Origin of the sequence: Stenotrophomonas sp. NLF4-10 (assembly GCF_022359915.1) — a bacterium.
In the GTDB taxonomy this organism is placed as follows: Bacteria; Pseudomonadota; Gammaproteobacteria; order Xanthomonadales; family Xanthomonadaceae; genus Stenotrophomonas; species Stenotrophomonas daejeonensis.
The window spans coordinates 1,597,958-1,617,917 of sequence record NZ_JAKSEE010000003.1; the positions used below are offsets into that span (position 1 = coordinate 1,597,958).

The window sequence follows — 19,960 nt, forward strand, 5'->3', positions numbered from 1 at the left end:
CGATCGCTCAGTGGCTTGTCTGCGACGGGTTCACCCCCGCTAGCACGGACACTTCAGTTAGGCCCCATGATGGGGCAGGAGGAGTGTCATGCCACAGCGGAAAAAATACAGCGAAGAGTTCAAGCGTGAGGCCGTCGGCCTGACCCGTTTGCCTGGTGCGAAGGTGTCTCAGATCGCACGTGACCTCGGTATACGGGCCAACCAAATTCATCGTTGGCGCAGGGAATTGGAAGCCGGTGGCAAGAAGGCCTTCCCCGGCAACGGCACCGCACGCGACCAGGAATTGCTGGCTCTGAAGATGGAGCTTGCACGAGTCAAGAAGGAACGGGATTTTTTGCGCGATGCGGCGGCGTTCTTCGCCAAGGAATCGTCTTGAGGTACGAGGCGATCCGACGCCACCGCGACCAGTACCCGATCAGGCTGATGTGCCGGTGTCTGAAGGTCTCGCCCAGTGGCTTCCACGGCTGGTGCAGTCGTGCCCCCAGTGCCCGGACTCTGGACAACTGCAGGTTGCTCGACAAGATCAGGGAACACCATGCAGCAAGTGATGGCGTCATGGGCGCCGGGCGCATGCACGAGGCGTTGGGCTACGAAGGAGAGACGGCCAGCCTCAATCGCATTGCCCGGCTGATGGCAGCCGATGGTCTGGCAGGCGTGCCGCAGAGACGCCGTTGGCGGCACAAACCCTCCGGCGCCCGTCCCGCACATGTTCGCAACCAACTGGCCCGGGACTTCACCGCCAACGAGCCCAACACCAAGTGGGTGGTCGACATCACCTACATCCGCACCGGCGAGGGCTGGCTGTACCTGTGCGCGGTTGTCGACCTGTACGCGGGCAAGGTGGTCGGCTGGTCGATGTCACCGGTGCAGGATCGGCACCTGGTGCTCAAGGCGGTGATGATGGCCTGCTGGCAACGTCCCGACCGCAGTGAAGTCATCCTGCACTCTGATCGAGGGACACAGTTCACCAGCACCGAATACCAGCAGTTCCTGAAGGATCACCACATCGTCAGCAGCATGAGTGATGTCGGCCACTGCGGCGACAACGCAGCGGCCGAGGGCTTCTTCGGCAAGCTCAAGCGGGAACGGGTGCACCGTCGTCGCTACGTGACCCTGGCCGAAGCCAGGAGCGATGTGTTCGACTACATCGAACGGTTCCACAACCCGATCATCCAGCGAAGGCTCGATGCCCGGGATCAGGCCTTCAGACTCTTAACCCAACAGTCCGTGTAAACGGGGGTGAACCCCGACTCTCTCAGGGTGATTGCTGCCATGATGGAGTTGCCACGTTTTTGCCACGTTGGAGTGAAAATTACTCCAAAATCCTTGTGACTAATAGGATGTATTTCGCCTTCACACGGCAAGGGTCGCAGGTTCGAACCCTGCACCGCCCACCAAGCGAATGAAAGAACCTCTGATTTCCTCAGGGGTTTTTTGTTGCCACCATCCGTGGCGGCAACCCTTCGGGCCATCGACAAGCGATGTCAAAAACCGCTCCTGGCGGTTTTTTTGTTGCCCGGATTCCGGGGGCGGCTTGGAGCCTGTCGCATCGGGGATACGGGGCGATTCCTTGGCCAACGGCCATGCTGGCGTTCGGCGGGACCGGGTCCGTGCGGGCCGGAGCCCGGTGGACTTGCACAGGGTCGGCCGCAGTAGCGCCGTCAGCCCTGCGTGCCGGGTTCGCCGATGCTCCCGAACTCCACCGGCATGCGCGTGTAGAACAGGTGCACGTTCTCCGTGCGCAGGCGCTGGAACAGGTTGTCGGTTTCTTCCGTGGTCAGGGTCATCATCACCGCCTGCGGCTGCTCGGCCAGTTCGAAGAAGCGCGCCGAGTGCAGGCGGTGGTCGCGCCCGACACCCTCGCTGGCCGGGATGAGGGTGGCGCCGCGCAGGCCCAGTTCGGCGGCGAGGTGGAGCAGCCACTCGGCCAGCGGGCAGCCGCCGTGGCGGCGGTCCTGCCGGGTGAAGAAGGTGATCTGGTAACCGTTCATGGGGTTCTCCTCAGCTGGCCTTGAACAGCGCCACGGTGGCGATGCCGGCGAAGGTCATCAGCAGCGTGCCGGCGACGTGGATGGCGATGGCGCCCAGCGCCAGCGCGTACTGGCCGCGCTGCAGCAGGGCGACGATCTCGGCGGAGAACGTCGAGAAGGTGGACAGGCCGCCGCAGAAGCCGGTGATGACCAGCAGCCGCCATTCCGGCGACAGGCCGGGGGCCTGTGCGAAGAAGGCCAGGGCGATGCCGACGATGTAGCCGGCGATCATGTTGGCGGCGAGCGTGCCCGGCGGTACGTCGGGGAACAGGGCGTTGAGCCGCAGGCCCAGCCCCCAGCGCATCAGCCCGCCCAGCACCGAGCCGACGGCGATGGCGACGATCGGTTTCCACATGGAGTCCTCTCCTTGAATCGGTGTTCGAGGACAGGCGCGCGCCCACGCAGCCCGTCCGGCCAAGCGTAGGCATCATCAGCCGCTGTCGCGGCGGTTCGCGGAGGAATGCCATCTCCGTGGTTCCGCAATATACATCAGCGTCGGCGGCATGGCCGGCAATACACGGGAGGCATTCCACTCGGTTTCCCGCGGCGCACACGCTATCGTTGCGCGGGCCGGAAAGGTGGATGGAACGATCGAATGGCAGCAACTGCATGCATGGGACGCAGGAGGGACGCGAAGGGCCGTCCTTCATGTCATGGCGCGGGTGGCGAAGGCACCGATGGCCTCCGGTGACGGGGGCCATTTGCGCCGCTGGCTGCGCGGGATGGGGCGCCTCGGCCTGATGCTGGCCTGCGGGCTGGCCGGGGCCTGGGGCGCGTTGGCCGTGTGGTTCCAGTTGCCCGCCGGGCCGGCCGTGCGCGTCGTCGTGGCGGTATTGTGGGGCGTGGCTGCGGCCGTGGCCCTGCACGGCTGCGCCACGCCGCGGCGGCGCTGGCGCAGGTTGGCGGCGTTCGCCGTGTTGTCCTGCGCGTTGCTGGGGGGCTGGGCGACGATCCAGCCGCGGCAGGACCGGCAATGGGCCGATGACGTGGCGCAACCGCTGCATGCGCGAATCGATGGCGACCGCCTGCTGGTCGACAACGTGCGCAATTTCCACTGGCGCGGGCAGGACGACTACGACGTCCGCTGGGAGCGGCGCGAATACGACCTGTCGCAGCTGCGTTCGGTCGACCTGATCCTGTCGTACTGGATGGGGCCGGCCATCGCGCACACGCTGGTGTCGTTCGGCTTCGCCGACGGCCGGCAGTTGGTGTTCTCGCTGGAAATCCGCAAGGAGCGCGGCGAGTCTTTCTCGGCGCTGGGAGGCTTCTTCCGCCGCTTCGAGGCGGTGCTGGTGGCCGCCGACGAACGCGATATCGTGCAGGTGCGCACCAACGTGCGTGGCGAGGACGTCTACCTCTACCGCCTGCATGGCCTGTCGCCGCAGGCGATGCGCGAGCTGGTGCACTCCTACGTGGCGCGCGGGCAGCAGCTGGAGCGCATGCCGGAGTTCTACAACACGCTGACCAGCAACTGCACCACGGTGGTGTTCGAACTGATGCGCCGCGTCGCGCCGCGCCTGCCGCTGGACTACCGCCTGCTGCTGTCCGGCTACCTGGCCGACTACGCCGCCGACGTCGGTGGGCTGGCGCCGGGCGTGCCGCTGGCGCAGTTGCGCGAGCGTGGCCGCATCACCCTGCGCGCCCGCGAGGCGGGCGACGCGGCCGATTTTTCCCGCCGGATACGCGAGGGCGTGCCGGGCATTGCCGAAGGAAAGACACGATGAGAGCAACTCCCCATGCAGGGCTGCGCGGCTGGCTGGGCGCGGCGGCCTGCGTCCTGATGCTGTTGTCCAGCGGTTGCGCGATGGTGAAGATCAAGCAGGTCGCGCCGTCGGAATACGTGCTGCTCAAGCGTGGCGACATCCTCGACAGCGGCCACCTGAGCGCGTTGTCGCAGGAATCGCTGGGCGTCATCGGCCTGACCGCGGCGCAATGCGGCAAGGAGCCCGATGCCTGCCGCCGCGCGGTCGCCGATACCGACGGCCTGCAGACCGAGCAGCGCCTTTCCACGCTGGCCGAGCTGTGGATGCAGCAGGCGCTGGCGCTGACCCCGAAGACGAAGGGCGGCGAGCCACCGCCGCTGTCGGACGCGGCGCTGGACGCATGGCTGGAAGCGGCGCGCTATTCCTACGCCTACCTGTTCTTCAGTGGCCGCACGCCGGCCGAGCGCGCGCTGGAGAACCGGCTCACCCAGGTGCGCGACTATTACAATCACGCCACCCAGCAGGCGGCGTCGGTGGTGTTCCAGCACGCCCGCGCGCGGGCGCTGGACGGGCAGGACTACAGCCGCCCGGTGCAGTTGCAGCAATGGACGATCACCACCGATCTTGCGCGGCTGCAACTGGCCGGCATTCCCCGGCAACTGGTGTCGGCCGCGCAGGTGGGCTTCGCCGGCCTGCGCAGCAACTACCGGCGCGACGGCTTCGGCGCCGAGCTGGTGGCGGTGCAGGCCCCGCCGCTGCTGGCCGTGGCAGACGCCGACGCCAGCGTGCCGGTGTTCAGCGAGATGCCGGCGGTCAACATCACCGCCTTGCTGCAGTTCGATGGCGACACGCTGGACGACGTGCTGGCCACCCATGCGGTGCGCATGGCCGCGTGGTCGCCGGAAACCACCGCCAGCATCCAACTGCACGGCCAACAGGTGCCGCTGGCCGGCAACTTCACCGCCGCCTACGGCGTGTGGATGGCGCAGTCGGGCTTTGCCGTCGAATCGTTGCGCACCTTGTTCGGGCGCGGGCAGGGCATCCGCGAGCCGCACATCTACCTGATGCAGCCCTACGATCCGAACCGCCGCATCATCTTCCTGCTGCACGGGCTGGCCAGCAGCCCGGAGGCGTGGGTGAACCTGGCCAACGAGATCATGGGCGACCCGGAGATGCGCCGGCATTACCAGATATGGTCGGCCTACTACCCGACCAACGCGCCCATCGCGCTGAACCGCTACACGATCGGCAACGCCTTCAACCAGACGCTGGACCATTTCGACCCGCAGCGCACCGCGCCGGCGACGCACGACATGGTGTTCATCGGCCACAGCATGGGCGGCGTGATCGCGCGGCTGATGCTCAGCGAGTCGGGCGACGCCCTGTGGGACGGCGCGGTGAAGCGCTTCGACCTGCATGGCGACCGGCTGCGACGGGTGGAGGCGAGGCTGGGGCCGCTGGTGCGCTTCTCGCCGCAGCCGGACGTGGAGCGCGCGATCTTCATCGCCTCGCCGCACCGCGGCACCGACATCGCCGGCGACCGGCTCGGCCGCCTGATCGGGAAGCTGGTGCGCCTGCCGCTGACCATCCTGGGTAAGTTCGAGGAGGTGTTCCTGGCCATGCAGGATGCCGGCGAGCCCGATGGCGGCAAGCCCAAGGCGCCGCGGATCGGCACCAGCATCGACAACCTCAAGGCGACCGACCCGTTCATCCGCGCCGCGTCGGAGTTGCCGCTGGCGCCGGGGCTGGCGTACCACTCGATCATCGCCCGCCGCAAGGCCGAAGGAGCGCTGGCCGGTTCCGACGACGGGCTGGTGCCGTACTGGAGCGCGCACCTGGATGGCGCGTTGTCGGAGAAGGTCGTCGTTTCCGGGCACAGCGTGCAGGAGACGCCGGAAGCCGTGCTGGAAGTGCGCCGCATCCTGCGCCAGGACCTGCGCGAGCAGCAGGCGCGTGGGCGCTGAGTACGCACCGGTCCCGGAACGCCACGCGGGATTGCAGTCAGGGTTGCCCCGGGAAGCCCTGCATTGCGGTGGGGCGGAAGCATGCTGGGCGTGGGTGCGTCGATCGCACCCGCGGGCCGGGACGCCGTTTCATGCCCCTGCCGGGCCTTCAGGTGCCGGCGGCCAGTTCGCGCCCACGCTGCGCGGCGGCGGCCACGGCGCTGCCGACCAACGCGTGGAAACCACCGCCGGCCAGCGTTTCCAGTGCGGCCTGGGTGGTGCCATTGGGGGAAGTCACGGCCTTGCGCAGCGCGCCGGGGTCCTGGCCGCTTTCGGCCAGCATGCGCGCCGCGCCGAGGACCGTCTGCACCACCAGTTGCCGCGCGGCATCGGCGGCCAGCCCCTGGGCGAGCGCGGCGTCCTCCATCGCTTCGGCCAGCGCGAATACGTAGGCGGGGCCGCTGCCGGAAACCGCGGTGACCGCGTCCATCAGCGCCTCGTCGTCGATCCAGCGGGTCTGCCCGGCGCAGGCGAGGATAGCCTGCGCGGTCCCGCGTTCGGCGGCTTCCACGTCCGTGCCGGCATATAGGCCGGTCATGCCGGCGCCCAGCAGCGCGGGGGTGTTGGGCATGGCCCGCACCAGCGCGGCCGACGGCCCCAGCCAGCGGCGCAGCGCGGCGGTGGTGACGCCGGCGGCGATGGAGACCACCAGCGCGCCCGGCGCCAGCCGCGGCACCAGTTCGGCGCAGACGGTGGCCATCACCTGCGGCTTGACCGCCAGCACCAGCGTGCGCGCGTCGAGCGCCGCCGTGGCGAGGGATTCGGCCACGCGCACGCCATGTTCCTGCTGCAACGCCTGCCGTTGCGGTGCCTGCGGCTCCACCACCTCGATCGACGCGGCCGGCGTCCCCGCCGCGACCAGCCCGGCGATCAGGCTGCGCGCCATGTTGCCGCCGCCGATGAAGGCGATGCCGCCGGAAAGGGGAACGGTGTCGTGGGGTGCGGTCATGGCGGCCTCGTCGCGGGTGGGGGAATCCCCCGAAGTGTACCCATCCGCGGGCCGGGGGCCGGTGCCGGAAACCGGTCCCCGCGGCGGCATCGACCTGTTACGCGGGAGGGCTATACTGCCGGCCGGGGAAACATCTTTCGCAAACCATTTGGGGATACGCGCACATGGATATCGCCGAACTTCTGGCGTTCTCGGTCAAGAACAAAGCGTCGGACCTGCACCTGTCCGCCGGCCTGCCGCCGATGATCCGCGTGGACGGCGACGTGCGCCGCATCAACATCCCGGCGCTGGACCACAAGCAAGTGCACGCGCTGGTCTACGACATCATGTCGGACAAGCAGCGTCGCGATTACGAGGAGTTCCTCGAAGTCGACTTCTCGTTCGAGATCCCGTCGCTGGCGCGCTTCCGCGTCAACGCCTTCAACCAGAACCGCGGCGCCGGCGCGGTGTTCCGCACCATTCCCTCGGAAGTGCTGACGCTGGAGGACCTGGCCTGCCCGCCGGTATTCCGCCAGCTGATCGAGCAACCGCAGGGCTTGATCCTGGTGACCGGGCCGACCGGCTCGGGCAAGTCGACCACGCTGGCGGCGATGATCGACCACATCAACAAGAACGACTACGGCCACATCCTCACCGTCGAGGACCCGATCGAATTCGTCCACACCTCGCAGAAGTGCCTGATCAACCAGCGCGAGGTGCACCGCGACACCCACGGCTTCAACGAGGCGCTGCGCTCGGCGCTGCGCGAGGACCCGGACATCATCCTGGTCGGCGAATTGCGCGACCTCGAGACCATTCGCCTGGCGCTGACCGCGGCGGAAACCGGCCACCTGGTGTTCGGCACCCTGCACACCAGCTCGGCGGCCAAGACCATCGACCGCATCATCGACGTGTTCCCGGCCGGCGAAAAGCCGATGGTGCGCTCGATGCTGTCCGAATCGCTGCGCGCGGTGATCTCGCAGGCGCTGCTGAAGAAGGTCGGCGGCGGCCGCATCGCCTCGCACGAGATCATGGTGGCCACCCCGGCCATCCGCAACCTGATCCGCGAGGACAAGGTGGCGCAGATGTATTCGGCGATCCAGACCGGCCAGCAGGTGGGCATGCAGACCCTCGACCAGAATCTGCAGGACCTGGTCAAGCGCAGCCTGATCACCCGCAACCAGGCCAGGGAATACGCCAAGGACAAGCGCCTGTTCGAGTGAGGCCGGGCCGGGGCCCTGAACGGGAACCGGCGACGGCAGTGAAGTGTTTCCTGTATTTCCCCAAGAACGGACGGGGATGGCCCGGGAAAGCGGGAACGGCATCGGCCCTGGCCGGCGCGGTTTCCCGATCCCCGGCTCCCGGTCCCGGAGAACGGTCATGAGCACCATCGATTTCACCTCGTTCCTCAAGCTGATGGCGCACCAGAAGGCGTCGGACCTGTTCATCACCGCGGCCATGCCGCCGTCGATGAAGGTGAACGGCAAGATCAGCCCGATCACGCAGACGCCGCTGACTCCGCAGCAGAGCCGCGACATGGTGCTCAACGTGATGACGCCGGCGCAGCGCGAGGAGTTCGAGAAGACCCACGAATGCAACTTCGCCATCGGCCTGTCCGGCGTCGGCCGCTTCCGCGTCAGCTGCTTCTACCAGCGCAACCAGGTCGGCATGGTGCTGCGCCGGATCGAGACGCGCATCCCGACGGTGGAGGAACTGAGCCTGCCGCCGGTGATCAAGACGCTGGCGATGACCAAGCGCGGCATCATCCTGTTCGTCGGCGCCACAGGCACCGGCAAGTCGACCTCGCTGGCGGCGATGATCGGCTACCGCAACCAGAACTCGACCGGGCACATCATCACCATCGAGGACCCGATCGAGTTCGTGCACAAGCACGAAGGCTGCATCGTCACCCAGCGCGAGGTCGGCATCGACACCGACAGCTGGGAAGCGGCGCTGAAGAACACCCTGCGGCAGGCGCCGGACGTGATCATGATCGGCGAGATCCGCACCCGCGAGGGCATGGACCACGCCATCGCCTTCGCCGAGACCGGCCACCTGGTGCTGGCCACGCTGCATGCCAACAACGCCAACCAGGCGATGGACCGCATCATCAACTTCTTCCCGGAAGACCGCCGCAACCAGCTGCTGATGGACCTGTCGCTGAACCTCAAGGGCGTGGTTGCGCAGCAGTTGGTGCCCACGCCCGACGGCAAGGCGCGCCGCGTGGCGATGGAAATCCTGCTCGGCACGCCGCTGGTGCAGGACTACATCCGCGACGGCGAGATCCACAAGCTCAAGGAAGTGATGAAGGAATCCGTGCAGTTGGGCATGAAGACCTTCGACCAGAGTCTGTTCGAGCTGTACCAGGCCGGCGAGATCAGCTACGACGACGCGCTGCGCTATGCCGACTCGCAGAACGAGGTGCGCCTGCGCATCAAGCTCTCGCAGGGCGGCGATGCCAAGACCCTGGCGCAGGGGCTGGACGGCGTGGAGATCGCAGGCGTGCGCTGAGGCCCGCGCCATGCCTGCGCATGCAAAGCCCGGCCAATGGCCGGGCTTCGTGTTTCGGCATCCAACCGATAGAGGGTCTTGACCCGTAGGTGCGGGGCTTGCCCCGCACGAAGCTTCACCGGGAAAGCCTCCGTGCGGGGCAAGCCCCGCATCTACGAGCCCCGCGTCCACGGTGGGTTGCGGGCGACGATGTCGGCCAGCACCGGGCAATCGGCGCGGTGCGCGCCGGGCAGGTAGCCCAGGCTCATCAGGAACTCGCCGGTGATCTCGCCGCCGGTGAAGCGGAAGGTCTGCTTGAACAGCTTCACCCAGCCGGCCTTGTCGCGCGGGTGGTGGGCGTCCAGCCATTGCGCGAAGCCGCCATGCGAATCGCGCAGGCCGCGGATCACGTTGGCGTTGTGGATGGCGGCCCGCACCTTCAGCCGGTTGCGGATGATGCCGGCGTCGGCCAGCAGGCGCGCGACGTCGGCCTCGCCGTAGGCGGCCACCGTGTCCACGTCGAAGCCGTGGTAGGCGCGGCGGAAACCGTCGCGCTTGCGCAGGATGGTTTCCCAACTCAGGCCGGCCTGGTTGATCTCCAGCACCAGCCTCTCGAACAGTTCCGGCTCGGCGCGTTGCGGGAAACCGTATTCACGGGCGTGGTAGTGCACATGGACCGGGTGGCCGGGGGCGAAGTCGCAGTAGGAACTCATGGGGGTGCCGGTGGTTGCATGCGACCGCCAGTATAGGCGTGGGCGTCCGTCGCTATACTCGCCGCAGGCATCATGCTGCATGCTGCCTCGTGCCCTTGCGGGAGCCGGACCCGGATGCCAGACCAGCTTGTCGCCCGTTTTCTGCATGCCCCGCTGATGCTTGTGCGGTGGCTGCGGGCATGGTTGCGCGATGTTCCCGTCGACGATCCGCTGGACCGGCGCAATGCGCCGATGTTGCAGGTGGTATCGCTGTTGCTGGCCACGCTGCCGCCGTTGGCGTGGCTGGCCCGCGCGCTGGTGCCGGACGTGCCGTGGCGGCCCGGCGAGGTTGGTTCGATGCTGGTGGGCCTGTCGGTCAGCGTATTGGCGGCGGTGAGTTTCCGGCTGGTGCGCAGGGGCCGCTTCGCGTGGGCCGCGCGTCTGCTGCTGGCCGGCTTTGCCACCTCGGTGGTCCTGGCCTACCTGACCACCGGTTTCTCCGCCCAGCGCTTCGAACAGCCATTGCTGGTGGTGTGGATGGTGATCGCCGCGCTGATCGTGGGGCGTGCGGCGCTGTGGTGGATGTTCTGCAGCATCCTGCTGGCTTTCGCCGGCGGGATCATGGTCGATATCGGCATGCAGGGGGCGGCACTTGCCTTTGCGAACGACATGGCGGTCAGCGCGGTGATCTTCCTGCTGGTGGCGGTCGTGCTCGACCGCAGTTCGGTGGCACTGCGCGAGAGCCTGCGCGAGGCCCGCGAACACGGCGCTGCGCTGGGCGTGGCCAATGCGCGCCTGCATGCGGAGATGGCCGAGCGCGAGCGTACCCATGCACAACTGATCCAGTCGCAGAAGACCGAGGCCATGGGCCGGTTGGCCAGCGGCGTGGCGCACGACTTCGGGAATCTTGTGGGAATCATCGGTGGCCACGTGCACCGGGGCCTGGGGACGGACGATGCGGCGCGGATGAAGGCGGCCCTTGCCGGGATGGAGTCGGCTGCGACCAGGGCGGCGATGTTGACCCGCCGGCTGATGGCGTTCTCCCGCGAGGAGGCCGAGGTCCGCGAATGGTTCGATCCGGGGCCGGCGCTCACCAACCTGGAGCCAATGTTGCGACAGTTGCTGGCACCGGCGGTGCGGATGCGGTTTTCCATCGCCACGCCGCTGCCGGAGATCCATTTCGACCGCACCCGTTTCGAACTGATGGTGCTCAACATCGCCGCCAACGCCGACCATGCAATGCCGGGCGGTGGCGTGTTTTCCGTGACCGCCCGGGAAGACACCGGCGCTGGCCTGCTGCTGGCTTTCGGCGATGACGGCATGGGCATGGATGCGGCGGTGCTGGCGCGCATCTTCGAACCGTTCTTCACCATCAAGCCGCGCGGGCAGGGCACCGGGCTGGGGCTTTCGGTGGTGAGGGATCTGATCGAGGCCGGTGGCGGCAGCATCCATGCCGAAAGCGAGCCGGGCCGCGGCAGCACCTTCTTGCTGCGCATTCCAGGACGGGCACCGGCCACGCGGCACAGCGCCGCGGCGTGAATGCAGGGCGACCGGGCGGGGACCTCGTGCGGGTAGAATGCCGCCATGTCCATGCGCTGCGACAATCTTGCCAACCACCTGCTGATCGCGCTGCCGTCGCTGGCCGACCCGCATTTCGCGCGCGGCGTCGCGTTGATCTGCCAGCATGACGACAACGGCGCGATGGGCGTGGTGGTCAACCAGCCCTCCGAATACACGCTGGGCGAAGTGCTGGCGCAGATGGAAATCGATACCGACGACAGCCAGCTGACCGCGCTGCCGGTGCTCAGCGGCGGGCCGGTGCATCCCGAGCGCGGCTTCGTCATCCACGACGACGAGCGCGGCTGGGATTCGAGCCTGCAGGTGGGCCGGAGCCTGTACCTGACCACCTCGCGCGACATCCTCGAGGCGATGGCCCGCGGCGATGGCCCGCGCAATGCGCTGGTCGCGCTCGGCTGCGCCGGCTGGGGGGCGGGGCAATTGGAGCAGGAACTGGCCGAGAACAGCTGGCTGACCGTGCCGGCCGATGCCGCGGTGCTGTTCGACACCCCGCTGGAGCAGCGCTGGCAGCTGGCGGCATCGCGCATCGGCGTCGACCTGTTCCGCCTGGCCGGATACAGCGGCCATGCCTGAGACACCGTTGTCCACCGACAGCACCGTGCTCGGCTTCGACGTCGGCTCGCGCCGCATCGGCGTGGCCATCGGCAGCGCTTTCGGCGTCGGCGCACGGGCGCTGGCGATGATCGACGTGCGTGCCGACGGCCCCGACTGGAACGCGCTGGACCGCCTGCACAAAGAGTGGCGGCCGCAGGGCCTGATCGTCGGCGACCCGCTCACGCTCGAAGGCGACGACCAGCCCAACCGCAGGCGCGCCCACGCCTTCGCCCGCCAGCTGCGGCAGCGCTACGGCGTGCCGGTGCTGCTGGTGGACGAACGTTCCAGCTCGGTGGAGGCCGCGCGCCGCTTCGCCGTCGAGCGCGCCGAAGGCCGCAAGCGCCGCCGCGATGCCGCCAGCCTCGACGCGGTGGCCGCCGCGGTCATCGTCGAACGCTGGCTGTCCGCCCCGCACGACGCCATTCCCGTCACCTGACCGAAAGACCCGCCATGACCGCCACCGCCCCGCAACTCGATTCCGATGGACGCCTGCGCCACCTGCTGACCCTGGAAGGGCTGCCGCGCGAGCACCTGCTGCAGCTGCTGGACCGCGCCGGGCAGATCCGCGACGCGGCGGTAGGGCGGGTTGGCAACAAGCGCAACGTGCTGGCCGGCACCGCGGTGTGCACGCTGTTCTTCGAGCCCTCCACCCGCACCCGCAGCTCGTTCCAGCTGGCCGCGCAGCGGCTGGGCGCGGACGTGCTGAACTTCGACGCCTCCACCTCGTCCACGCGCAAGGGGGAAACCGCCACCGACACGCTGCGCAACCTCGAAGCGATGGGCGTGCGCGGCTTCGTCGTGCGCCATCCCGACGACGGCGCCGTGGCCGAACTGGCCGCCGCCGCGGGCGAGGGCACCGCGCTGGTCAATGCCGGCGACGGCCGCAGCGCGCACCCCACGCAGGGCCTGCTGGACATGCTGACGTTGCGCCAGGCCAAGGGCGCGGATTTCTCGAAGCTGAAGGTGCTGATCGTCGGCGACGTCAAGCACTCGCGCGTGGCCCGCACCGACCTGCACGCGCTGCGTACGCTGGGTACCGGCGAAATCCGTGTGTGCGGCCCGCAATCGCTGCTGCCGGACGATGACACCTTGAAGGGTTGTGTGGTCGGCGGGGATTTCGACGCCATGCTCGAAGGCGTGGACGCGCTGATGATGCTGCGCCTGCAGCGCGAGCGCATGGAGGAAGGGCTGGTGCCGTCGCTGGAGCAGTACCACGCGGACTATGGCTTGACCAACGCCCGCCTTGCCCGTGCCGGCAAGGACGCGGCGGTGCTGCACCCGGGGCCGATCAACCGTGGCGTGGAAGTCACCGACGAGGTGGCCGACGGCCCGCAATCGTGGGTGCTGCGCCAGGTCTGCAACGGCGTCGCCGTGCGCATGGCGGTGCTGGAGACGCTGCTGGGCTGAGGGCCGTGCCGACCAACGGTCGGCACCCAAAGGCGTTACCGGCTTTCATCGGTGGGTGCCGACCATTGGTCGGCACTATCCATCCGGCACAGGAAAATTTCACCGATTCCAACAGCACCACGCATGTGGGTAATCCCCAATTCGTTCAGTCAATCCCGCTTGAATTGGATTGGCAAGAATGTAAGCGGCATGTTGCCGCAGTGATTCATCCGAGCGAATGGCATGGTCGTGATAGCACGATTGCCATACTGGCCCGCTCCGCCCATGCCGCCGGTTCAACAAAAGCGCACTGCCTGATTTGAAGCGCTGCACGACATGCCCGAGTGTTGAGGCGCGCAGTTCCATAAGCCGATGCACATGATCGGGCATGACGACCCATGCCAGGGACGATGCGAGTTCTTGCTGTTCCAGCCGCCGGAACCGCGCCGTCACGATGCGAGCGGCTGCATCGTCTTCGAACCAGCGCCGCCGGTCGTGGCATACCGTAGTAAGCATGTAGGTGTGACCGACGATGGATCGGCGTCCCAATCGCAATCGCTTCCGGTTCATGCGGGCAGCGTGCGGGGAAGCCGCCAGCATGGCTGTCGGGCGATTCCGCTTGAGGGCGTAGCCGGAGTGCTGATGGATGATGCCAGGTACCGACCACCGGTCGGCTCCATCCAGGTCATCCTCTCCTGGTAGCGCTCGACCGTTGGTCGAGCGGTGCGCGGAGTCGGAAGTTCAGCGGGCGGGCTGCTCGTGCCGACCAACGGTCGGCACCCACCGAGGAGTCAGCGCCTTTGCGCGAACAGCCATTGCCACAGCGCCGGATCGGCATAGGTGGCATCCCATGCGTTGTGGTCGCCCTGCGGGTATTCGGTGTAGCGCGCGTCGCGGGCGTTCGCCGCCTGGAAGGCGTCGCGCAGGCGGCGGTCGTCGTCCGGCGGCACCGCCTCGTCCAGTGCGCCGTGGAAAATCCAGATCGGCACGTCCTTCAGGCGCTGGGCCAGTGCGGCATACGGGTCGCTTTCCCGCGCCAGTGCTTCGACCATCAGGCCGGGGCGTTCGCTGCGCGGGGCGCGGATGCCGCCACAGATCGGCACGATGGCGGCGAAGCGCGTCGGTTCGGCCAAGGCGATGTTCCAGCTGCCGTAGCCGCCCATCGACATGCCGGTCAGGTATTGGCGCGCCGGGTCGGCGGCGAACTCGGCAATCGCCGCATCGAGCGCGGCCAGTGCCAGCCGGTTGTTGCGGTCGCTCCATTCTTCGCCATCCGGTGCCTGCGGCAGCACCGCCAGCGCGGGGAAATCGGCGGCATGGGTGCGCAGGTAGGGGCCAAGCCCCGCCTCGGTCTGCTTGACGCCGTCGCGCCCGCGTTCGCCCGAGCCATGCAGGAACAGCACCACCGGCAAGGGGCCGGACCTGCGCGCGGATGCGGCGGGGACGAACACCTGATAGGGCATGCGCGTGCCTTCCAGCTCGATGCTGCGGGCAACGAAGCGGCCTTGGCCGGCATCGGGCAGCGAAGCACAGGCGGCCACGAGGGCCGGCAGGGCAAGCGCGAGGGCAAGGCGGGTGAGCGGGCGAAGCAACGGGAGTGCCATGACGGATTCCGGTTCGGGGCCACCGACATCCTAGCGGGCTGCCGCGGTACCGGCAGCCTGCATGGCATCAATGCGGAGGCGGGGCGCTGGCCAATATCGCCAACTGCTCCTGCGCCTCGGCATTGCCGGCCGCGGCCGCCGCCTGCACCCGGGCGAGGTCCGGGTGCAACACCACCAGCAACGGGAATTCGCATTGCGGGCAGGCGTACTCGCTCTGCTCGTCGTGCAGTTCCATTTCCATCTGCCGGGAGTCGCCCTGCCAGTCGCAGGCGGGGCAGGCGTGGCGCTGGCCGCGCCAGCCGGGCTGGTAGTAGTCGGTGACGGTGGTGGTCATGTCAGGTCGCCGGAGCGTCATCGCGCAACAGATCGACGATATCCACTTCCAGCGCAGTGGCCAGCCGGTCCAATCCATCGATGCTGATGTTGGTCACGCAGCGCTCCAGTTGCGACACGTAGGTGCGGTGGAAGTCGGCCAGCTCCGCCAGTTGTTCCTGGCTCAGGCCGCGTTCGTTTCGCAAGGCCCTGATGTTGCGGGAAATGCGCTGCCGGGCGGTGCAGGCAGGCGGGGGCGCGGTCTTGACCATGCCGGCCAGAGTCAGCGACTACCGCTTGACGATCTACAGCGTATCAATCTACTGTGTTTGAATCCCTATACTTGAATGCAGGCCACGCCGGTCATGGCCGGGGCACTGCCGGTTCAAGGGGCATCAATTCACAAGGGGACAAACGCATGAAGATGGAAATCAGGGCCGTTTGCGCGGGCGCGGTGGTGCTCGCGGCGATGGCTTGGGTACAGGACGCCCACGCGCAGCGTTCGCCGTGGTGGGAGCGACAGAAGGCGGCGCAGGCAAGCGAGGCCACGTCCGTCGCGCAGGATGGCTCCGCGCAACCGGCAGTGCAGCAGCCGTACCAGCCGTATGTGCCTGCCGTCCGGCGGGAAAAGATCGAAGGGCCGGGCTACACCTACATCGAGGCTGGCGCCGCTCGCGTGGACGTGGACATGTACGACGTCAGCGAGAGTGGCAATGGCGGTTACCTGCGCGGCTCGCTGGCCATCACCGACGATCTCTACCTGTTCGGCGGCTACGACCGCGTGGCGAAAAGCTGGAGCGTGGATGCCGAACACGCCAAGGTCACCATCGACCAGGCAGAGTTCGGTCTGGGTGCGAGTGTTTCGCTTTCCCGACGCGTGGATTTCACCAGCGAGCTGTCGCTGCTGCGGTTGGGCGGCAAGCTGGATTACAAGGACCGGGACTACCCCGAGGACGACTTCAGCGGCAGCGACTACCTGTATGCCGGCAAGCTGATGCTGGGTATCCGCGCAAGGCCGGTGTCCAACCTGGAGCTGTGGGCCAAGGCCGGCTACCTGCGCGTGGACGACAACCTGCTGATCGACGATTCGGCGGTCGGCAACGTCGGCATCCAATACCGCTTCACCCCGACCTGGGGCGTGGTGGGCGAAGCGGAGTTCTACGAGGACGTGCGCTTCTACCGGCTGGGCATTCGCGCCAGTTTCTGATCGCCGCAAGCCGGTGCATGGAGCCGGAGCCCTTCGCGGGGTTCCGGCTTTGCTTTTATCAGTGCAGCAGGATCATCGTGGCCAGGCCGAGGAAGGCGAAGAAGCCCATCACGTCGGTGACCGCGGTGACCACCACGGTGCCGGCGACGGCCGGGTCGACGTTCATGCGCTTGAGCATCAGCGGCAGCAGTACGCCGGACAGGGCGGCGGCGCAGAAGTTGATGACCAGTGCCAGGGCGATGACCAGGGACAGCAGCAGGCTGTGGAACCAGAGGAAGGCGACCACGCCGACCAGTGCGCCGATCAGGGTGCCGTTGATCAGCGCGACCCGCATCTCCTTCCACAGCAGGATGCGGGCATTGCTCGCGCCCACCTGGCCCAGCGCAAGGCCGCGCACCATCAGTGTCAGCACCTGCACCGCGGCGTTGCCGCCGACGCCGGCGACGATCGGCATCAGCACCGCCAGCGCCACGACCTTCTCCAGCGTGACCTCGAACTGGCCGATCACGCTGGCGGCCAGGAAGGCGGTGCACAGGTTGATGCCCAGCCACACCACGCGGCCGCGCACGGCGCGCTTGATCGGCGAGAACAGGTCCTCTTCCTCGTCCAGGCCGGCGGCGCCCAGGGCCTGGTGCTCGGCCTGCTCGCGGATGATGTCGATCACGTCGTCGACGGTGATGCGGCCCAGCAGCACGTTGCCGTCGTCCACCACCGGGGCCGAAACCCAGTCGTTGTCGGAGAACTGGCGCGCGACCTGCTGGGCCGAAGCGTCGACGTGCAGCGATTCGAGTTCGTCGTCGATCAGCTTGTTGATCGGCGTGCCGGGGTCGTGCGTGATCAGGTCCTGCAATGCGACCCAGCCGATCAGCTGGTGGCGGCGGTTGACCACGTAAAGATGGTCGGTGTGGTCGGGCAGTTCGCCGCGCAGGCGCAGGTAGCGCAGCACCACGTCGATGTTGACGTCGGCGCGCACGGTGACCACGTCCGGGTTCATCAGGCGCCCGGCGCTGTCCTCGGGGTAGGACAGCACCTGCTCCAGCCGCTCGCGGTTCTCGCGGTCCATCGACTTGAGCACTTCGTCGATGACGGTGTCGGGCAAATCCTCGACCAGGTCGGCGAGGTCGTCGATGTCCAGGTCCTCGACCGCGGCGATGATCTCGTCCGGGTCCATGTCGGCCAGCAGGCTCTCGCGCACCTCGTCGCCGACGTGGACCAGCACCTCGCCGTCGTCCTCGGGATCGACCAGCCCCCACACCACCTCGCGCTTGCCCGGCGGCAGCGATTCGAGCAGGTTGCCGATCTCGGCCGGCGCCAGCGTGTTGACCAGCCGTCGCACCGGCCCGAGCCGACCGCTGTCCAGCGCGTCGGAAAGCATGCGCAACTGGCGTGCGGTCTTGTCGTGGCGGACGGCTTCGGCCATCGGAACTCCGGGGAGGGGGAAGGGGAAAGGACGCGGTCCGGTGCAGGATGCGGCGACGGGGATGTTCGGCGCGTCATTATCACGCGGCGACGTTTCAGTGCACACCCTCGCGGATGCGGTGGTGCCGGCCGCTGGCCGGCAACTGCAATGGCAATGATCGTGAGGCTGCCGGCCAGCGGCCGGCACTACCGTGGGTCAGGGGCACGGTGCAGGAGCGCACCTTGGTGCGCGATGTGGCTTCCCCGGTAATGCCCCTCGCGCACCAGGGGGGGCCTATGTGGTTGCCTGGATCATCCAGCGTTCGATGCCGCGGCGATCGCGCAGCGCCAGCAGTTTCGGCGCGAGGGCGCGCAGGTCGGCCAGCCTGCTTTCGCGGATGGCACGGCGCACTTCCAGCAGCGTGGCCGGGTGCAGGCTGAGTTCGGTGAGCCCCAGCGCCAGCAGCAGCGGGGTCATGCGCGCATCGCCGGCGATTTCGCCGCAGACCGACAGCGGCACGCCGTGCGCGCGCGCGGTTTCGACCACCTGCGCCAGCAGCCGCAGCAGCGCCGGATGCAGCGGCGAATACAGCTCGCTTACCGCTTCGTTGTTGCGGTCGGCGGCCAGCAGGTATTGCACCAGGTCGTTGGTGCCGATGGAGAGGAAATCCACCTGGTCGATGAAGCTGTCCAGCGCCAGCGCCGCGGCCGGGACCTCGATCATCGCCCCGACCGGCACGTGTTCGGCCAGGGCGTGGCCTTCGGCGCGCAGGATGCCGGCGAGCTTGACGATGCGGCGCTTGATGGCGAGCACTTCCTCGCGGGTGCTGACCATCGGCACGAGGATGCGCACCGGGCCGTAGCCGGAGGCGCGCAGCAGGGCGCGCAGCTGGGTATCGGCGACCTTGGGGCGGGCCAGCAGCAGGCGGATGCCGCGCAGGCCGAGCGCGGGGTTTTCCTCGCTGCCCAGCGCCAGCCCGGTGCGGTCGGCCTTGTCCGCGCCGAGGTCGAGGATGCGGATGGTGACCGGGCGGCCGCTCATGCCCAGCACCGCGTCGCGGTAGCTGTGGAACTGTTCTTCCTCGTCTGGCAGCGCATTGCGCTGCAGGAACAGGAATTCGGTGCGGTACAGGCCCAGGCCGTGCGCGCCCAGCGCATGCGCCTGCGCCACGTCCTCGCGCGATTCGGCGTTGGCCAGCAGGGTGATGTCCGCGCCGTCGAGGGTGCGGCTGGGCTTGGAGCGCAGGTGGCCCAGCTCACGCTGCTCGCGTGCCAGTTCGCGCAGGCGCTGGCGGTACTGACGCAGGTCGTCGGCGGCCGGGTCCAGCACCACCTCGCCGCTGCCGCCGTCGACGATCAGCACGTCGCCGTCGTTGATCCGGTGCAGCACGCCGCTGGCGGCGACCACCAGCGGCAGGTGCAGGCTGCGGGCCAGGATGGCGCTGTGCGACAGCGAGCTGCCGGCGCTGCTGACGATGCCGACCACGCCCTGCGCCTGCAGCTGCGCCAGTTCGGACGGTGCCACGTTCTCGCAGACGAGGATTTCGCCGGCCAGCCCCTTCACGCTGGCCGGACGCTTGTGCAGGAAGGCGTTGATGCGGCCGATGACGTGGTCCAGGTCGTCCAGCCGGCTCTTGAGGTAGTCATCCTCCATGCCCTCGAACACCTGCGCCAACTTGTCGCGCTGCACGCGCAGGGCATAGGCGGCGCTGTAGCGGTGGCTGCGGATCAGCTCGTCCAGCGCGAACAGCAGTTCGGGATCGTCCAGCAGCATGGCGTGCAGGTCGAGGAACTCGCCGACCTCGGCCGGCAGCGCGCCCTGCAGGCGCTGGCGCAGCTCGCGCATCTCGGTGCGCGCGGCCTCGATGGCCTGGTGCAGGCGCTGCAGCTCGGCATCCACCGCATTGGCGGCGATGCGCTTTTCCCCGACGTCCTGGGTGGGAGGCAGGCGTACCCGCGCGCGCCCCAGCGCGCTGCCGCGCGAGGCACCGTGGCCCTGCAGGCGCAGTGCGCTCATGCGGCCACGCCGGCTGGA

20 protein-coding genes and 1 riboswitch are annotated in these 19,960 nt (G+C 68.1%); of the genes, 10 read left to right on the top strand and 10 right to left on the bottom strand.

Annotated features, from left to right (window positions below; genetic code table 11):
* The first annotated feature begins 88 nt into the window (after window positions 1-88).
* Window positions 89-1,233 (top strand): IS3 family transposase gene (locus tag MIC98_RS07575; RefSeq protein ID WP_239736703.1). Its coding sequence is split into 2 segments (ribosomal slippage): window positions 89-329 and window positions 329-1,233, totalling 1,146 coding nucleotides; the frame shifts between segments, so codons are not numbered across the junction.
* Window positions 1,234-1,661: 428 nt separating this feature from the next.
* Here the strand turns inward: MIC98_RS07575 and MIC98_RS07580 are convergent.
* Window positions 1,662-1,991 carry a DUF190 domain-containing protein gene (locus MIC98_RS07580; RefSeq protein ID WP_239736704.1) on the bottom strand — a complete coding sequence of 110 codons (330 nt, stop codon included), beginning with the start codon at window positions 1,989-1,991 and terminating at the stop codon, window positions 1,662-1,664.
* A gap of 10 nt (window positions 1,992-2,001) precedes the next feature.
* On the bottom strand, window positions 2,002-2,385 hold the full coding sequence (crcB, locus tag MIC98_RS07585) for a fluoride efflux transporter CrcB (RefSeq protein ID WP_239736705.1): 384 nt from the start codon (window positions 2,383-2,385) through the stop codon (window positions 2,002-2,004).
* Window positions 2,386-2,444: 59 nt separating this feature from the next.
* Window positions 2,445-2,510: riboswitch (Fluoride riboswitch) on the bottom strand.
* Between the two features lie 197 nt (window positions 2,511-2,707).
* On the opposite strand from crcB, the gene MIC98_RS07590 reads away from it, so the two are divergent.
* On the top strand, window positions 2,708-3,754 hold the full coding sequence (locus tag MIC98_RS07590) for a DUF4105 domain-containing protein (RefSeq protein ID WP_239736706.1): 1,047 nt from the start codon (window positions 2,708-2,710) through the stop codon (window positions 3,752-3,754).
* Entirely contained in the window at window positions 3,751-5,697 is a 1,947-nt protein-coding gene (locus MIC98_RS07595) for an alpha/beta fold hydrolase (protein ID WP_239736707.1), read from the top strand. The genes MIC98_RS07590 and MIC98_RS07595 overlap by 4 nt, the downstream gene beginning before the upstream one ends.
* 148 nt (window positions 5,698-5,845) lie before the next feature.
* Here MIC98_RS07595 and proC read toward each other — a convergent pair whose 3' ends face one another.
* A complete protein-coding gene (proC, locus tag MIC98_RS07600) occupies window positions 5,846-6,685 on the bottom strand; it encodes a pyrroline-5-carboxylate reductase (RefSeq protein WP_239736708.1) in 840 nt (279 codons plus the stop codon).
* Between the two features lie 164 nt (window positions 6,686-6,849).
* On the opposite strand from proC, the gene MIC98_RS07605 reads away from it, so the two are divergent.
* Both MIC98_RS07605 and MIC98_RS07610 read left to right on the top strand, forming a co-directional pair.
* Window positions 6,850-7,887 carry a type IV pilus twitching motility protein PilT gene (locus MIC98_RS07605; protein ID WP_057639329.1) on the top strand — a complete coding sequence of 346 codons (1,038 nt, stop codon included), beginning with the start codon at window positions 6,850-6,852 and terminating at the stop codon, window positions 7,885-7,887.
* Window positions 7,888-8,044: 157 nt separating this feature from the next.
* Window positions 8,045-9,175, top strand: coding sequence for a PilT/PilU family type 4a pilus ATPase (locus MIC98_RS07610; RefSeq protein WP_057639330.1), 1,131 nt, complete (start codon window positions 8,045-8,047; stop codon window positions 9,173-9,175).
* 152 nt (window positions 9,176-9,327) lie between these two features.
* Here the strand turns inward: MIC98_RS07610 and MIC98_RS07615 are convergent, their stop codons facing one another.
* A complete protein-coding gene (locus tag MIC98_RS07615) occupies window positions 9,328-9,867 on the bottom strand; it encodes a DNA-3-methyladenine glycosylase I (RefSeq protein ID WP_239736709.1) in 540 nt (179 codons plus the stop codon).
* 183 nt (window positions 9,868-10,050) lie between these two features.
* Here MIC98_RS07615 and MIC98_RS07620 point away from each other — a divergent pair, with 183 nt between their 5' ends.
* From MIC98_RS07620 to MIC98_RS07635, 4 genes are read left to right on the top strand one after another with little or no spacing between them, the layout of a single operon-like run.
* On the top strand, window positions 10,051-11,385 hold the full coding sequence (locus MIC98_RS07620; protein ID WP_239736710.1) for an ATP-binding protein: 1,335 nt from the start codon (window positions 10,051-10,053) through the stop codon (window positions 11,383-11,385).
* A 45-nt stretch (window positions 11,386-11,430) separates the two neighbouring features.
* A complete protein-coding gene (locus tag MIC98_RS07625) occupies window positions 11,431-11,997 on the top strand; it encodes a YqgE/AlgH family protein (protein ID WP_239736711.1) in 567 nt (188 codons plus the stop codon).
* Window positions 11,990-12,454, top strand: coding sequence for a Holliday junction resolvase RuvX (gene ruvX / locus MIC98_RS07630; RefSeq protein ID WP_239736712.1), 465 nt, complete (start codon window positions 11,990-11,992; stop codon window positions 12,452-12,454). The genes MIC98_RS07625 and ruvX overlap by 8 nt, the downstream gene beginning before the upstream one ends.
* Before the next feature lie 14 nt (window positions 12,455-12,468).
* The gene (locus MIC98_RS07635) at window positions 12,469-13,425 is read left to right on the top strand and encodes an aspartate carbamoyltransferase catalytic subunit (protein WP_239736713.1); all 957 of its coding nucleotides are present in this window, start codon (window positions 12,469-12,471) and stop codon (window positions 13,423-13,425) included.
* 99 nt (window positions 13,426-13,524) lie between these two features.
* Here MIC98_RS07635 and MIC98_RS07640 read toward each other — a convergent pair whose 3' ends face one another.
* The 4 genes from MIC98_RS07640 to MIC98_RS07655 all read right to left on the bottom strand — a co-directional run bounded on the left by MIC98_RS07640 (window position 13,525) and on the right by MIC98_RS07655 (window position 15,592).
* A complete protein-coding gene (locus MIC98_RS07640) occupies window positions 13,525-13,974 on the bottom strand; it encodes a transposase (protein WP_239738083.1) in 450 nt (149 codons plus the stop codon).
* Between the two features lie 221 nt (window positions 13,975-14,195).
* Entirely contained in the window at window positions 14,196-14,996 is an 801-nt protein-coding gene (locus MIC98_RS07645; RefSeq protein ID WP_239738085.1) for an alpha/beta hydrolase-fold protein, read from the bottom strand.
* A 79-nt stretch (window positions 14,997-15,075) separates the two neighbouring features.
* Window positions 15,076-15,342, bottom strand: coding sequence for a hypothetical protein (locus MIC98_RS07650; RefSeq protein ID WP_057639336.1), 267 nt, complete (start codon window positions 15,340-15,342; stop codon window positions 15,076-15,078).
* Window position 15,343: 1 nt separating this feature from the next.
* Entirely contained in the window at window positions 15,344-15,592 is a 249-nt protein-coding gene (locus MIC98_RS07655) for a helix-turn-helix transcriptional regulator (protein WP_057639337.1), read from the bottom strand.
* A gap of 146 nt (window positions 15,593-15,738) precedes the next feature.
* Here MIC98_RS07655 and MIC98_RS07660 point away from each other — a divergent pair, with 146 nt between their 5' ends.
* Complete coding sequence (locus tag MIC98_RS07660; protein WP_239736715.1) at window positions 15,739-16,527, top strand: hypothetical protein; 789 nt, start codon at window positions 15,739-15,741, stop codon at window positions 16,525-16,527.
* Between the two features lie 58 nt (window positions 16,528-16,585).
* Here MIC98_RS07660 and mgtE read toward each other — a convergent pair whose 3' ends face one another.
* Together mgtE and ptsP are read right to left on the bottom strand one after the other, a co-directional pair.
* On the bottom strand, window positions 16,586-17,947 hold the full coding sequence (mgtE, locus tag MIC98_RS07665; protein WP_057639339.1) for a magnesium transporter: 1,362 nt from the start codon (window positions 17,945-17,947) through the stop codon (window positions 16,586-16,588).
* A gap of 273 nt (window positions 17,948-18,220) precedes the next feature.
* Window positions 18,221-19,942 (bottom strand): phosphoenolpyruvate--protein phosphotransferase, encoded by a 1,722-nt coding sequence (gene ptsP, locus MIC98_RS07670; RefSeq protein WP_239736716.1) that lies wholly within the window; start codon window positions 19,940-19,942, stop codon window positions 18,221-18,223.
* Between the last annotated feature and the right edge of the window lie 18 nt (window positions 19,943-19,960).

Excerpts from the sequence above, each read along its gene's own strand:
- ruvX (WP_239736712.1), top strand. The coding sequence starts at position 11,990 with ATGCCTGAGACACCGTTGTCCACCGACAGCACCGTGCTCGGCTTCGAC.
- MIC98_RS07610 (WP_057639330.1), top strand. The coding sequence starts at position 8,045 with ATGAGCACCATCGATTTCACCTCGTTCCTCAAGCTGATGGCGCACCAG.
- mgtE (WP_057639339.1), bottom strand. The coding sequence starts at position 17,947 with ATGGCCGAAGCCGTCCGCCACGACAAGACCGCACGCCAGTTGCGCATG.
- MIC98_RS07640 (WP_239738083.1), bottom strand. The coding sequence starts at position 13,974 with ATGAACCGGAAGCGATTGCGATTGGGACGCCGATCCATCGTCGGTCAC.
- MIC98_RS07625 (WP_239736711.1), top strand. The coding sequence starts at position 11,431 with ATGTCCATGCGCTGCGACAATCTTGCCAACCACCTGCTGATCGCGCTG.
- MIC98_RS07590 (WP_239736706.1), top strand. The coding sequence starts at position 2,708 with ATGGCCTCCGGTGACGGGGGCCATTTGCGCCGCTGGCTGCGCGGGATG.
- MIC98_RS07655 (WP_057639337.1), bottom strand. The coding sequence starts at position 15,592 with ATGGTCAAGACCGCGCCCCCGCCTGCCTGCACCGCCCGGCAGCGCATT.
- crcB (WP_239736705.1), bottom strand. The coding sequence starts at position 2,385 with ATGTGGAAACCGATCGTCGCCATCGCCGTCGGCTCGGTGCTGGGCGGG.
- MIC98_RS07660 (WP_239736715.1), top strand. The coding sequence starts at position 15,739 with ATGAAGATGGAAATCAGGGCCGTTTGCGCGGGCGCGGTGGTGCTCGCG.
- MIC98_RS07635 (WP_239736713.1), top strand. The coding sequence starts at position 12,469 with ATGACCGCCACCGCCCCGCAACTCGATTCCGATGGACGCCTGCGCCAC.
- MIC98_RS07650 (WP_057639336.1), bottom strand. The coding sequence starts at position 15,342 with ATGACCACCACCGTCACCGACTACTACCAGCCCGGCTGGCGCGGCCAG.
- ptsP (WP_239736716.1), bottom strand. The coding sequence starts at position 19,942 with ATGAGCGCACTGCGCCTGCAGGGCCACGGTGCCTCGCGCGGCAGCGCG.
- MIC98_RS07580 (WP_239736704.1), bottom strand. The coding sequence starts at position 1,991 with ATGAACGGTTACCAGATCACCTTCTTCACCCGGCAGGACCGCCGCCAC.
- MIC98_RS07595 (WP_239736707.1), top strand. The coding sequence starts at position 3,751 with ATGAGAGCAACTCCCCATGCAGGGCTGCGCGGCTGGCTGGGCGCGGCG.
- proC (WP_239736708.1), bottom strand. The coding sequence starts at position 6,685 with ATGACCGCACCCCACGACACCGTTCCCCTTTCCGGCGGCATCGCCTTC.
- MIC98_RS07615 (WP_239736709.1), bottom strand. The coding sequence starts at position 9,867 with ATGAGTTCCTACTGCGACTTCGCCCCCGGCCACCCGGTCCATGTGCAC.
- MIC98_RS07605 (WP_057639329.1), top strand. The coding sequence starts at position 6,850 with ATGGATATCGCCGAACTTCTGGCGTTCTCGGTCAAGAACAAAGCGTCG.